This is a genomic window from Pseudomonas sp. GW821-FHT03E01 (assembly GCF_059420765.1).
The window spans coordinates 259,111-273,311 of the sequence record NZ_JBWKUI010000004.1 but is presented as its reverse complement, the minus strand read 5'-3'; the positions used below and the strand labels follow the sequence as shown (position 1 = coordinate 273,311).

General features: G+C 61.6%; 9 protein-coding genes. All 9 read left to right on the top strand.

The features are described from left to right. Positions 1-168: 168 nt before the first annotated feature. The 9 genes from betI to yccS all read left to right on the top strand — a co-directional run bounded on the left by betI (position 169) and on the right by yccS (position 14,154). On the top strand, positions 169-762 hold the full coding sequence (gene betI, locus AC07VO_RS09070) for a transcriptional regulator BetI (RefSeq protein WP_018928769.1): 594 nt from the start codon (positions 169-171) through the stop codon (positions 760-762). Between the two features lie 110 nt (positions 763-872). Continuing rightward, complete coding sequence (betB, locus tag AC07VO_RS09065; protein ID WP_018928768.1) at positions 873-2,345, top strand: betaine-aldehyde dehydrogenase; 1,473 nt, start codon at positions 873-875, stop codon at positions 2,343-2,345. 214 nt (positions 2,346-2,559) lie between these two features. Beyond that, positions 2,560-4,257: a choline dehydrogenase gene (betA, locus tag AC07VO_RS09060; protein ID WP_064620863.1), complete on the top strand. Its 1,698-nt coding sequence runs from the start codon at positions 2,560-2,562 to the stop codon at positions 4,255-4,257. Between the two features lie 259 nt (positions 4,258-4,516). Then, a complete protein-coding gene (locus AC07VO_RS09055; protein ID WP_086944431.1) occupies positions 4,517-5,959 on the top strand; it encodes a TldD/PmbA family protein in 1,443 nt (480 codons plus the stop codon). After that, entirely contained in the window at positions 5,959-7,308 is a 1,350-nt protein-coding gene (locus AC07VO_RS09050; RefSeq protein WP_086944430.1) for a TldD/PmbA family protein, read from the top strand. Before AC07VO_RS09055 ends, AC07VO_RS09050 begins: the two co-directional genes overlap by 1 nt. A gap of 12 nt (positions 7,309-7,320) precedes the next feature. Further along, on the top strand, positions 7,321-8,862 hold the full coding sequence (gene mdtD, locus AC07VO_RS09045; RefSeq protein ID WP_457326869.1) for a multidrug transporter subunit MdtD: 1,542 nt from the start codon (positions 7,321-7,323) through the stop codon (positions 8,860-8,862). Positions 8,863-9,093: 231 nt separating this feature from the next. After that, positions 9,094-10,431: an ATP-dependent RNA helicase DbpA gene (gene dbpA, locus AC07VO_RS09040; RefSeq protein WP_230139067.1), complete on the top strand. Its 1,338-nt coding sequence runs from the start codon at positions 9,094-9,096 to the stop codon at positions 10,429-10,431. 148 nt (positions 10,432-10,579) lie between these two features. Beyond that, entirely contained in the window at positions 10,580-11,758 is a 1,179-nt protein-coding gene (locus tag AC07VO_RS09035) for a BaiN/RdsA family NAD(P)/FAD-dependent oxidoreductase (RefSeq protein ID WP_018928762.1), read from the top strand. 212 nt (positions 11,759-11,970) lie between these two features. Continuing rightward, positions 11,971-14,154 carry a YccS family putative transporter gene (yccS, locus tag AC07VO_RS09030; protein ID WP_086944428.1) on the top strand — a complete coding sequence of 728 codons (2,184 nt, stop codon included), beginning with the start codon at positions 11,971-11,973 and terminating at the stop codon, positions 14,152-14,154. Positions 14,155-14,201 lie beyond the last annotated feature (47 nt).

Genomic DNA, 14,201 nt, shown 5'->3' with positions numbered 1-14,201 from the left:
TCAGATGTCGTTTTTCCGCCCACTACACGTAGGAAAAACCTGTAGGCAGCGACGAATTGTCGCAGATCTTATTCTTTGTTGATTGAACGTTCAATCAAAACAAAATAGACTGGCCCTCAATCCGGTAGGCGTATTTCGTCCACCGGGAGGCCTAAGGAGATGTGCAAGATGCCCAAGGTCGGTATGCAACCCATCCGCCGCCAGCAATTGATCGAAGCCACGCTACAGGCCGTCGATCAGGTCGGCATGGGGGACGCCAGCATTGCGCTGATCGCCCGTTTGGCCGGTGTCTCGAATGGCATCATCAGTCACTACTTTCAGGACAAGAATGGCCTGATCGCCGCCACGATGCGGTATCTGATGAGCGTCCTCAGCGAGAACGTCACCGCGCGCCGTCAGGCGATGGCAGATGACAGCCCACGGGCGCATCTGCAGGTGATTATCGAAGGCAACTTCGACGCCAGCCAGGTCAATGGCCCGGCAATGAAAACCTGGTTGGCCTTCTGGGCCACCAGCATGCACCAGCCGTCTTTGCACAGGTTGCAGCGGATCAACGATCACCGTCTGTATTCCAACCTGTGCTGCCAGTTCCGCCGTGCGTTGCCGCTTGATCAAGCGCGCAGCGCCGCCCGGGGCCTGGCAGCCCTCATCGACGGTTTGTGGTTGCGCGGCGCGTTGTCGGGAGATGCTTTCGACACCGAGCAGGCGCAAAGAATCGCTTACGAATACATGGATATCCAATTGGCCAAGCAGGTGAGTTAGAGCACACATAAAACCGCTCAGCCCCTGAACGCCACTGATCAGCGTCGCCAACGCTACACGGCACGTCCCAGTGGTTAACGCCAACCAACTTATGCACTTGCGAGGACTTTATGGCCCGTTTCGAACTGCAAAAACTCTACATCGACGGCGGTTACAGTGACGCCAGCAGCGACGCCACCTTCGAAGCCATCAACCCGGCTAACGGTGAAGTCCTCGCAACCGTACAGCGTGCGACCAAGGAAGACGTCGAGCGTGCAGTGGTCAGTGCCGAAAAGGGCCAGAAAATCTGGGCCGCGATGACCGCCATGGAGCGTTCACGCATCCTGCGTCGTGCCGTCGACATCCTGCGCGAGCGCAACGATGAACTGGCCGCCCTGGAAACCCTGGACACCGGCAAGGCGTACTCCGAAACCCGTTACGTCGACATCGTCACCGGCGCTGACGTGCTGGAATACTACGCAGGTCTGGTACCGGCCATCGAAGGCGAGCAGATTCCGCTGCGCACCACCTCTTTTGTCTACACCCGTCGCGAGCCGCTGGGCATCGTGGCCGGTATTGGCGCGTGGAACTACCCGATCCAGATCGCCCTGTGGAAATCCGCTCCAGCCCTGGCGGCCGGCAACGCGATGATCTTCAAGCCAAGCGAAGTCACCTCGCTGACCACCCTGAAACTGGCCGAGATCTACACCGAAGCCGGCCTGCCGGCTGGTGTGTTCAACGTGTTGACCGGCAGCGGCCGTGAAGTCGGCACCTGGCTGACCGAACACCCACGCATCGAAAAAGTCTCCTTCACCGGCGGCACCGACACCGGCAAGAAAGTCATGGCCAGCGCTTCCGCTTCCACGCTGAAAGACGTGACCATGGAACTGGGCGGCAAATCCCCGCTGATCATTTTCGACGACGCCGACCTCGATCGCGCCGCCGACACCGCGATGATGGCCAACTTCTACAGCTCCGGTCAGGTCTGCACCAACGGCACTCGCGTGTTCGTCCCGAGCCACCTGAAAGCCGCGTTCGAAGCCAAGATCGTTGAGCGCGTTGCGCGCATCCGCGTTGGCAACCCGGAAGACGAAAACACCAACTTCGGCCCGCTGGTCAGCTTCGCCCACATGGAAAGCGTGCTGGGTTACATCGCCAAAGGTAAGGAAGAAGGTGCTCGCCTGCTGTGCGGCGGCGCTCGTCTGACCGACGGCGAATTCGCCAAAGGCGCATTCGTGGCCCCGACCGTGTTCACCGACTGCACCGACGAGATGACCATCGTGCGCGAAGAAATCTTCGGCCCGGTGATGAGCATCCTGACCTACGAAACCGAAGAAGAAGTGATCCGTCGCGCCAACGACACCGACTTCGGTCTGGCTGCCGGCGTTGTTACCAAAGACCTGAACCGCGCGCACCGCGTGATTCATCAACTGGAAGCCGGTATCTGCTGGATCAACGCCTGGGGCGAGTCCGACGCCAAGATGCCGGTCGGCGGCTACAAGCAGTCGGGCGTGGGCCGTGAGAACGGCATCAGCTCGCTGAACAACTTCACACGCATCAAATCGGTACAGGTCGAACTGGGCGATTACGCCTCGGTGTTCTGATCTGACGCGAACCTGAAGCTGGGGCCTTTGTGGCGAGGGAGCTTGCTCCCGCTGGGCTGCGAAGCAGCCCCAACTTCAGGTTCAGCGCTCATTCAGACAGAACACGGTCGCTGATTTGCGACTGCTGCGCAGCCGAGCGGGAGCAAGCTCCCTCGCCACAGTAAGTGACAAATCCGCGACCGCGACCTGACCAACTTCAAAGAGGGTGCATTCAATGTCCCAAGTATTCGATTACATCATCATCGGTGCCGGCTCGGCCGGTAACACCCTGGCGACCCGTCTGACTGAAGACGAAGGCGTCACCGTCCTGCTGCTCGAAGCGGGCGGCCCGGATTACCGTCTGGATTTCCGCACACAAATGCCGGCGGCTTTGGCGTTCCCGCTGCAAGGTCGTCGCTACAACTGGGCGTACGAAACCGATCCAGAGCCACACATGGACGGTCGCCGGATGGAATGCGGTCGCGGCAAGGGCCTGGGTGGTTCTTCGCTGATCAACGGCATGTGCTACATCCGCGGCAACGCCATGGACTACGACAACTGGGCGAAACTGCCAGGCCTGGAAGACTGGACTTACCTCGACTGCCTGCCGTATTTCCGCAAGGCGGAAACCCGTGACATCGGCCCGAACGACTACCACGGTGGCGACGGTCCGGTCAGCGTGACCACGCCCAAAGCCGGCAACAACCCGCTGTTCAGCGCGATGGTTGAAGCAGGCGTGCAGGCCGGTTACCCGCGTACCGAAGACTTGAACGGTTACCAGCAGGAAGGTTTCGGCCCGATGGACCGCACCGTGACGCCGAAAGGCCGTCGCTCCAGTACCGCTCGCGGTTACCTGGACATCGCCAAGAAGCGTTCGACCCTGACCATCGTCACCCACGCCCTGACCGACAAGATTCTGTTCGAAGGCAAGCGTGCAGTCGGCGTGCGTTACCTGATCGGTGCCGCCGAAGAACGCGTTGAAGTCCGTGCCCGCAAAGAAGTGTTGCTGTGCTCCGGCGCCATCGCGTCGCCGCAGATCCTGCAACGCTCCGGTGTCGGCCCGGCCGAACTGCTGAAAAAGCTTGATATTCCGGTGGTCCACGACCTGCCGGGCGTCGGTGAAAACCTGCAGGATCACCTCGAGTTGTACCTGCAATACGCCTGCACCCAACCGGTCTCGCTGTACCCGTCGCTGCTCCTGCACAACCAGCCGGCCATCGGTGCCGAGTGGCTGTTCAACGGCACCGGCATCGGCGCCAGCAACCAGTTCGAAGCCGGCGGTTTCATTCGTACCCGCCCGGAATTCGAATGGCCGAACATCCAGTATCACTTCCTGCCGGTAGCGATTAACTACAACGGCAGCAACGGCGTGAAAGAGCACGGCTTCCAGGCGCACATGGGTTCCATGCGTTCGCCAAGCCGCGGTCGCATCCAGGCCAAGTCCAAGGATCCGCGCGAATACCCGAGCATCCTGTTCAACTACATGGCCACCGAGCAGGACTGGCAGGAATTCCGCGATGGCATCCGCCTGACCCGTGAAATCATGCAACAGCCGGCGCTGGATGCCTTCCGTGGTCGCGAAATCAGCCCCGGCATCGACGTGCAAACCGACGAGCAGCTGGACAAGTTCATCCGCGAGCACGCCGAAACCGCGTTCCACCCGTCCTGCTCGTGCAAGATGGGCACCGACGAAATGGCCGTGGTCGATGGCGAAGGTCGTGTGCATGGCATGCAAGGCCTGCGCGTGGTCGATGCCTCGATCATGCCGATCATCACCACCGGCAACCTGAACGCACCAACGATCATGATGGCCGAGAAAATCGCCGACAAGATCCGCGGTCGCAAACCATTGCCGCGCAGCAAGGCCAAATACTACGTGGCCGGCGGTGCACCGGTGAAGGGCAAGCCGTTGCGGGATGTGAGCGCTCAGTAAGCCGTAACACCGAGGCGCGGCCTTCGCGGGCAAGCCTCGCTCCTACAGGGAATCGCATTCGCCCTGTAGGAGCGAGGCTTGCCCGCGAAAGCGTCCGCCCAAGCAATAAGATAAATTCCTGACTCACCCAACCTCAACTCTTCCTACACCGCTCTTCACTTGATCCTACCCCCCACGCAGGCCTAATCTAGCGCCACGCAAACGTTCCCCCCCCTCGCAACACCGATTCGCCGCCACTCCATACCAAGGAGGTTCCCGAATGTTCGATTTCCACCCCCAGCTCAAGCAGCGCTTCGCTGCGTTGCGCACGGGCGCTGAATTCTTTTCGCTGCGTTATGTTCGCGAATCCGGTCAGTATCTTTCAGTGCGCAAGAACGTCGCCGAACCACCGAGCCTGAGCCGGGACGAAGGTGCGATGCTGACCGTTCGGGTCAACGGCGTCGAAGCCTATGCCGCGACCAACGATTTGTCTCAGTCCGGGCTGCAAGCCGCGCTGGAGAAGGCCGAGCAACAAGCCCGTCGACTCAAGCCACACGCCCTCCTCGACTTGCGTGAGCAAGCGGTTTCCAGCGAGCGCGCCGACTATTTCTCGCCGAGCCTCGACCAACCCTTCCCGTCTCTCAGCGATTGCTACCAACTGCTCGGCGCCGAATCTGCCGCCGTGCCCAAGGACGAACGCCTGGTGAACTGGCAGGCGAGCATCGGTATCACCAACGTCGAGCAGATCTACCTCAACAGCGCCGGCGCCGAACTGCGCCAGGCCCAGCGCTTCGTCTACCCGAGCATGGACGTCACCGCCTACGACGGTAGCGACAGCCAGACCCGCACCCTCGGCCGCGAGAATTTCGGTCAGCAGGGCGGCTTTGATGTGATCAGCCGCTGCGGCCTGATCGGCGCCGGCCCGAAAGTCGCCGACCAGGCGTTGCAATTGCTGCTGGCACCGAACACCCCGCAAGGCCCGCGCGACCTGTTGCTGATGCCCGACCAGATGATGCTGCAGATCCACGAGTCCATCGGTCACCCGCTGGAACTGGACCGCATCCTGGGCGACGAGCGCAATTACGCCGGCACCAGTTTCGTCAAGGCGCAAGACTTCGGCCGCCTGCAATACGGCTCCGAACTGCTCAACGTGACATTCGACCCGGACATCCCCGAACAGCTCGCCAGCTACGGCCATGACGACGAAGGCACCGCCGCCAGCAAGCAATTCCTGATCAAGCAAGGTTTGCTGCTGCGACCATTGGGCGGCGCGCTCTCGCAGTTCCGGGCCAGCCTCGACGGCGTGGCCAACAGCCGCGCCTGCGGCTGGAACCGTCCGCCGATCGACCGCATGGCCAACCTCAACATCGAGCCCGGCGATCAGCCGCTTGAGCAACTGATCGGCAACATCGAGCACGGCATTTTGATGAGCACCAACCGTTCGTGGTCCATCGACGATGCGCGCAACAAATTCCAGTTCGGTTGCGAATGGGGCCAGTTGATCGAAAACGGCGAACTCAAAGGCGTGGTGAAGAACCCGAACTACCGGGCGATTTCCGCGCAATTCTGGAAGAGCCTGCGCGCCGTCGGTGACGCCAGCACCTTCAAGGTGCTGGGGACGCCGAACTGCGGCAAGGGCGAACCGAACCAGGTGATCCGTGTCGGCCATGCGTCGCCGGCCTGTGTGTTCAGCAATGTTGATGTGTTTGGGGGAGATGCCTGATGAGTACGTCCACGAGCACTTCAAAAAACCAGGCCGATTCGTTCAAGGCCTTGGTCAACTGGCTGCGCGATGCACTGCGCACGCCTGAGCAGTTCACCCTCAGCTACGCCGCCGAATCGTCGGCCTTCGTGCGTTTCAACCACGCCAAGGTGCGTCAGGCCGGGCAGGTGCAGCAGGCAAGCATCGGCTTCAAACTGATCAACGACGGCCGCCACGCCGACCTCGATATCACGTTGTCGGGCGATCCGGAAGTCGACCTTCAGCGTCTGGCCGATGGGCTACAACAGTTGCGCGAAACCCTGCCGTTGCTGCCTCAGGACCCGTACCTGCTGCTCAACCATGACGACTGGCAGAGCAACAACGTGCAGGATCATCCGCTGCCGGACACCGAGCAGGTGGTCGCTGAAATCACTCAGGCCGGCGAGGGGCTGGATCTGGTCGGTTTCTATGCCGCCGGGCCGATCAGTCGCGGTTTCGCCAGTTCTTCGGGCGCGTTCGGCTGGCATCAGGCCAACAGCTTCAACTTCGATTTCAGCCTGTTCCATGAAAACGGTCAGGCGGTGAAAGCCAGCTATGCCGGGCACGACTGGAACAGCGAAGGCTTTGCCCGGCGTTTCCAGCAGGCCCGCGAGCAGTTGGCGTTTCTCGGGCGGCCATTGCGCACGCTGGCGCCGGGTCAGTACCGCGCCTACCTCGCGCCGGCAGCCCTGGAAGAAATCATGGGCATGCTCAGCTGGGGCGGGTTCTCGGCGCAGTCGATTGCCAGCAAGAGCAGTCCGTTGCAGAAGCTCTACGGTGGCGACAGCTCGTTCAGCCCGTTGGTGTCCCTGGATGAAAAAGTCAGCGGCTCCCTGAGCCCAGCGTTCTCCGGTGAAGGTTATCCGCGCAGTGATCTGCGGCTGATTGTTGAGGGCAAGGCGGGTGAGCAACTGGTCGGTTCACGCAGCGCCGCCGAGTACGGCCTGACCGCCAACGGTGCTGGCGGCGGTGAAGCGCCAAGTGCGTTGAACATGGCGGCCGGCTCGTTGCCTGACGCCGAGATCCTCAAGCAACTGGGCACCGGTTTGTATATCAGCAACCTGTGGTACCTGAACTACTCGGACCAACCGGCGGCGCGCCTGACCGGCATGACACGGTTCGCGACCTTCTGGGTCGAGAACGGCGAGATTCAGGCACCGGTCAGCACCATGCGTTTCGATGACAGCGCCTACAGCCTGCTCGGTTCGCAGCTGGAAGCGTTGACCGAGGAACGCGAGCTGATGTTGTCGGCCAGCACCTACAGTCAGCGGAACACGTCTTCGGCATTGCTGCCGGGAGCGCTCGTCAGCCGATTGACCTTGACCCTGTAAACACAAAAACCTGTGGCGAGGGAGCTTGCTCCCGCTGGGCTGCGAAGCGGCCCCAGACCGGCAGGAGCAAGCTCCCTCGCCACAGGGTTCAGCGCCAGCCACGAATCTGCATTAACAAGAGGCCCCATGCCCAACCGCCCACCTCTCGACGCCGTCACCGCCCGCTGGTTGCCATGGGTCGTGGCCATTGCCTTCTTCATGCAGTCCCTCGACGGGACAATCCTCAACACCGCCCTCCCCGCCATGGCCCGGGACCTGGCCGAAGACCCGCTGCGCATGCAGGGTGTGATCATCGCCTACATGCTCACCGTCGCCTTGCTGATTCCCGCCTCCGGCTGGATCGCCGACCGTTTCGGCACCAAGAAAATTTTCTTCGGCGCCATCCTGTTGTTCAGCATCGGCTCATTGCTCTGCGCCTTGTCGAGCACCCTGAGCATGCTGATCGGCGCCCGGGTGATCCAGGGCCTGGGCGGCGCCTTGATGTTGCCGGTCGGACGCTTGGTAGTGCTGCGCGCGTATCCGCGCTCGGATCTGGTGCGGATCATGGGGTTCATCACCATTCCCGGCCTGCTCGGCCCGCTGATCGGCCCGACCATGGGCGGCTGGATGGTGCAATACCTGACCTGGCACTGGATCTTCCTGATCAACCTGCCGGTGGGCGTTCTCGGTTGCTACGCGGTATGGAAATTCATCCCCGACTTGCGCGGCAGCGAGCGCACCCGCTTCGATAGCCTGGGCTTCTTGCTGTTCGGCGCGGCGATGGTGCTGATCACCATCGCCATGGAAGGCCTCGGCGAACTGCGTCTGCCGCACTTGCGGGTGATGTTGCTGTTGTTTGCCGGCATGGCCTGTCTGGCGGCCTATTGGCTGCGGGCCGGGCACATCGACAATCCACTGTTTGCGCCATCGCTGTTCAAGACCCGGACCTTCGCCGTGGGCATCCTCGGCAACCTGTTCGCCCGGTTGGGCAGCGGCGCATTGCCGTTCCTGGTGCCGTTGCTGCTGCAAGTGGCGCTGGGCTATTCGCCGTCACAGGCCGGGATGAGCATGCTGCCCCTGGCCGCGGCCGCGATGGTCGCCAAATCGGTGGCGCGGCCGTTGATCGAACGTTTCGGCTACCGCATCGTGCTGACCGGCAACACACTGGCGCTGGGGATCATGCTGGCAAGCATGGGCCTGGTCAGCGAGCAGACACCGTATTGGCTGTTGCTGGGCCAGTTGGCGATTCTGGGGGCGATCAACTCCTTGCAGTTCACCGCGATGAATACCGTGACACTGATCGACCTCGACGACGCCAGCGCCAGCAGCGGCAACAGTTTGCTGTCGGTGGTAGCGCAATTGTCCCTGAGCCTGGGCGTGGCGTGCGCCGGTGCGCTGCTCGGCGGATTCACGGCGGAGATGGGCAATGACGACGTGGACACGGTGCTGGGCGCGTTCCAGCTGACTTTTGTGACGGTCGGCGTCATGGCGATGCTGGCTGCAACCATCTTCTCGCAGCTTTCACCAAAGGATGGCCGACGGATGGTCAGCCGTGAGCACGATATCGAGCACTGACCCGTAGCAGCTGCCGAGGCACGAGGCTGCGTTGGGCTGCGAAGCGGCCCAGCCGGGGCGGTCCTGCGGACACGCAACGCAGCCCCGTACCTCGACAGCTGCTACGGCTATTCGTCCAGAATTTGCAGGTGGAGAGCCTGGGACTGATACACTGCGCGACATTTTGTTTTGCAGGCCAGTCCCGTGACCACCATCGCCACCGCTTTTAATACTTTGCCGCTGTCCGCCGCCATGCTGGCTAACCTCGACTCCCTCGGTTATGCCCAGATGACGCCGATCCAGGCGCAAAGCTTGCCGGTGATCCTCAAGGGGATGGACCTGATCGCCCAGGCCAAGACCGGCAGCGGCAAGACCGCCGCCTTCGGTATCGGCCTGTTGAACCCGATCAATCCGCGCTTCTTCGGTTGCCAGGCACTGGTCATCTGCCCGACCCGTGAGCTGGCCGACCAGGTCGCCAAGGAAATCCGTCGCCTGGCCCGTGCCGAAGACAACATCAAGGTCCTGACCCTGTGCGGCGGTGTGTCTTTCGGCCCGCAGATCGGCTCGCTGGAGCACGGCGCGCACATCATCGTCGGCACTCCAGGGCGCATCCAGCAACACCTGCGCAAGGGTTCGCTGGTGCTTCACGGCCTGAACACGCTGATCCTCGACGAAGCCGACCGCATGCTCGACATGGGTTTCTACGATTCCATCGAAGAAATCATCGCCCAGTGCCCGGAACGTCGCCAGACCCTGCTGTTCTCCGCCACCTATCCGGTGGGCATCAAGCAGTTGGCGTCGAAGTTCATGCGTAATCCGCAGCAAGTGAAGGCCGAGGCGTTCCACGACGACACGCAGATCGAGCAGCGCTTCTACGAAATCTCCCCGGAAGAGCGCATGAGCGCGGTGACCAAGGTGCTCGGCCACTTCCGTCCGGCGTCCTGCGTGGCGTTCTGCTTCACCAAGCAGCAGGTGCAGGAAACCGTCGATCACCTGACGTCCAAAGGCATCTCCGCCGTCGGCCTGCACGGCGATCTGGAACAGCGTGACCGCGACCAGGTGTTGGCCATGTTCGCCAACCGCAGTACGTCGGTACTGGTTGCCACCGACGTCGCCGCACGCGGCCTGGACATCGATGCGCTGGACATGGTGATCAACGTCGAACTGGCCCGTGACTCGGAAATCCACATTCACCGTGTCGGCCGTACCGGTCGTGCCGGTGAGAAAGGCATTGCGATCAGCCTGGTCGCACCGTCCGAAGCCCATCGCGCCCAAGCCATCGAGCAACTGCAGAAGTCGCCGTTGAATTGGGATCAGGTGGATAACCTCACGTCCCAGGGCGGCGGTCCGCTGCTGCCGCTGATGAGCACGCTGTGCATTGGTGCGGGCCGTAAAGACAAAGTCCGTCCAGGCGACATTCTCGGCGCACTGACCGGTGAGGCGGGCATTCCCGGCGCCCAGGTCGGCAAGATCGCGATTTTCGACTTCCAGGCCTATGTGGCCGTGGAACGCGGGATCGCCAAGCAAGCCTTGCAGCGTCTGAACGACGGTAAAATCAAAGGCCGTTCGCTGCGCGTACGCATTTTGTAAAACCGCACCGCCCCCCCTGTAGGAGCGAGGCTTGCCCGCGAAGAACGAAAACTCGGTACACCTGATGCAACGCGTTATCGTTCTTCGCGGGCAAGCCTCGCTCCTACGGGATCGCCGTTAGCTCTGAGATTTATGTGAGGACACCGTTTTGCGCTCTACCGAAGTCGTGATCATTGGCGCTGGCGCCGCAGGGTTGATGTGTGCGCTGACCGCCGCCGGGCGCGGGCGCAAGGTGATGTTGCTTGACCATGCCAACAAGGCCGGCAAGAAAATCCTGATGTCGGGCGGTGGCCGCTGCAATTTCACCAACATGTACACCGAGCCGAGCAATTTCCTCTCGCAGAACGCACATTTCTGCAAATCTGCGTTGGCACGTTACACCCAGTGGGACTTCATCGGTCTGGTGGCCAAACACGGCGTGCCGTACCACGAGAAGAAACTCGGCCAGTTGTTCTGCGATAACAAATCCAGCGACATCCTCGACATGCTGCTCGACGAGTGCAATCAGGTTGGCGTCAGCCTGCACCTGGACACCTCGATCCAGACCATCGAGAAGCTCGAAAGCGGTTATCTGCTGGATACCACGCTGGACCAGATCACTTGCCAATCCTTGGTGATCGCCACTGGCGGCCTGTCGATTCCGACCCTCGGCGCCACCGGTTTCGGCTATCAGGTGGCCAAGCAGTTCGGCCACGACCTGCTGCCGACCCGCGCCGGTCTTGTACCGTTCACCATCACCGATCAGCTCAAGGAGCTGTGCACCGAGCTGTCCGGTACGTCGGTGGATTGCCTGGTGAGCTGCAACGACCAGAGTTTCCGCGAGAACATCCTGTTCACCCACCGCGGTCTCAGCGGCCCGGCGATTTTGCAGATTTCTTCGTTCTGGGAATCCGGCGACACGGTAGAGATCAACCTGATGCCGGATCACGACGTACCGAGCTGGCTGCAACAGCAGCAAGTCGAACGCCCCAACAGTGAGCTGAAAACCCTGCTCGGTGAAATCTTCACCAAAAAGATGGCCAACTTGCTGGCAGACAACTGGTTCGTCTCCAAACCGATGAAGCAATACACCCACGCAGAAATTGCAGACATCGCTGAAAAACTGGCGAGCTGGAAAGTCGTGCCGGCCGGCACCGAGGGCTACCGCACGGCCGAAGTGACCCTGGGTGGCGTCGACACGCGCGAGGTGTCGTCCAAGACCATGGAATCGCTGAAAAGCCCTGGCCTGTACTTCGTCGGTGAAGTGCTCGACGTCACCGGGCATCTGGGTGGTTTCAACTTCCAATGGGCCTGGGCCTCCGGTTACGCGGCGGCGCAATACGTCTGACCGATCGCGTTATCGTTCTTCGCGGGCAAGCCTCGCTCCTACAAGGGTCACCTAAATCCCTGTAGGAGCGAGGCTTGCCCGCGAAGACGTCCTGACAGGCAACACAGAACGAGGAAGGAACAGATTTTGCTGTCTGATGTGATCGGCGCCATTGCGTCGGCGTCATTAGTGGCTCAATTTAGCGTCATTGCCTCGGAAGGCCTTCGCACTTCATGTCATCGACCACATTTCGGCAGTCTCTGCGTCGCCTCTGGGCGCTGGATAAATTCAGTTACAGCGTTCGGGTATTCATCGCCCTGACCGGCACCATGGCGCTGTGTTGGTCTCAGGATCAAATGGGGCTGCTGATCCCGTTGTTCCTGGGGATCATCGCCAGCGCCCTGGCCGAAACCGACGACAGTTGGCAGGGCCGCCTCAACGCACTGGCCGTGACGCTGGTGTGTTTTATGGTCGCCGCCCTGTCCGTCGAACTGCTCTTCCCCTACCCCATCCTCTTTATCATCGCCTTTGCCCTGGCCAGCTTCTGCCTGACCATGCTCGGCGCGCTGGGCGAGCGTTATGGCGCGATTGCGTCAGCGACGCTGATTCTGTCGGTCTACACCATGATCGGCGTGGACCAGCGCGGCGGCGCAGTCACTGATTTCTGGCACGAGCCGGTACTGCTGGTGGCGGGTGCGGCGTGGTATGGCTTGCTCTCGGTGTTGTGGCAGGTGCTGTTTTCTAACCAGCCGGTGCAACAGAGCCTGGCGCGGTTGTTCCGTGAACTGGGTTATTACCTGAAACTGAAATCGTCGTTGTTCGAACCGATCCGGCAGTTGGACGTGGAAGCGCGCCGCCTGGAACTGGCCCAGCAGAACGGTCGGGTGGTGGCAGCCCTGAACGCCGCCAAGGAAATCATTCTGCACCGGGTCGGCGATGGCCGGCCGGGGGCGAAACTCAGCCGTTACCTGAAGCTGTACTTCCTCGCCCAGGACATCCACGAGCGCGCCAGCTCCTCGCACTACCCTTACAACGCGCTGGCCGAGGCGTTCTTCCACAGCGACGTACTGTTCCGCTGTCAGCGCCTGCTGCGCCAACAAGGCAAGGTGTGCCGCGCGCTGGCCGAATCGATCCAGATGCGCCAGCCGTTCATCTATGACGCCAGCTTCGCCGAAGCCTTGAGCGACCTGCACGCCTCCCTCGAACACCTGCGCATCCAGAGCAATCCGGCCTGGCGCGGTCTGTTGCGCTCGTTGCGGGCATTGGCCGCCAACCTCGGCACCCTCGACCGTTTGCTCAGCGACGCCAGCAACCCCGATGCGCTTGCAGACGCCACCGACAGCAGCCTGCTCGACCGTTCGCCACGCAGCCTCAAGGATGTGTGGATTCGCTTGCGCACACAGCTGACGCCAACGTCCTTGCTATTCCGCCACGCCCTGCGCCTGCCCCTGGCATTGAGCATCGGCTACGCGATGGTGCATTTGATCCACCCCTCGCAAGGTTACTGGATCATCCTCACCACGTTGTTTGTCTGTCAGCCGAACTACGGCGCCACCCGCCGCAAACTGGGCCAACGGATCATCGGCACCGCCATCGGCCTGACCGTGGCCTGGGCGCTGTTCGATCTGTTCCCCAACCCGTTGATCCAGTCGAGCTTCGCCATCGTCGCCGGGGTGGTGTTCTTTACCAACCGCACCACCCGCTACACCCTGGCGACAGCCGCCATTACGATCATGGTGCTGTTCTGCTTCAACCAGGTGGGCGACGGTTACGGGCTGCTTCTGCCGCGACTGTTCGATACCTTGCTCGGCAGCCTGATCGCCGGCCTGGCGGTATTCCTGTTCCTGCCGGACTGGCAGGGCCGACGCCTGAACAAAGTGCTGGCCAATACCCTGACCTGCAACAGCATTTACCTGCGCCAGATCATGCAGCAATACGCCGCCGGTAAAAGCGACGACCTGGCTTACCGCCTGGCCCGACGTAACGCGCACAACGCCGACGCGGCGTTGTCGACGACACTGGCCAACATGCTGATGGAGCCGGGGCACTTCCGTAAGGAAGCCGATGTCGGGTTCCGATTCCTGGTGCTGTCGCACACCCTGCTCAGCTATTTGTCGGGGCTTGGGGCACACCGTGAAACCCAACTGCCGTCGGATGTGCGCGAGCACCTGATCGACGGTGCGGGCGTGAGCGTGGCCGCCAGCCTCGACGACATTGCCCAGGGCCTGGCGAGCAAACAGCCGATTGCGATTCAGAGTGATGAGGAAGAAGCACTGGCCAATGCGCTTGAGCAGATGCCGGATGAAATCGATGAAGGCCAGCGGCTGGTACAGACACAACTGGCGTTGATCTGTCGGCAACTGGGGCCGTTGCGGACGTTGGCGGCGCATTTGATCAAGGACACTAACGAAGCCTGAAATGTGCAGCGACCGGGCTTGCCCGCGAAGGCTTCAGCTCGGACACT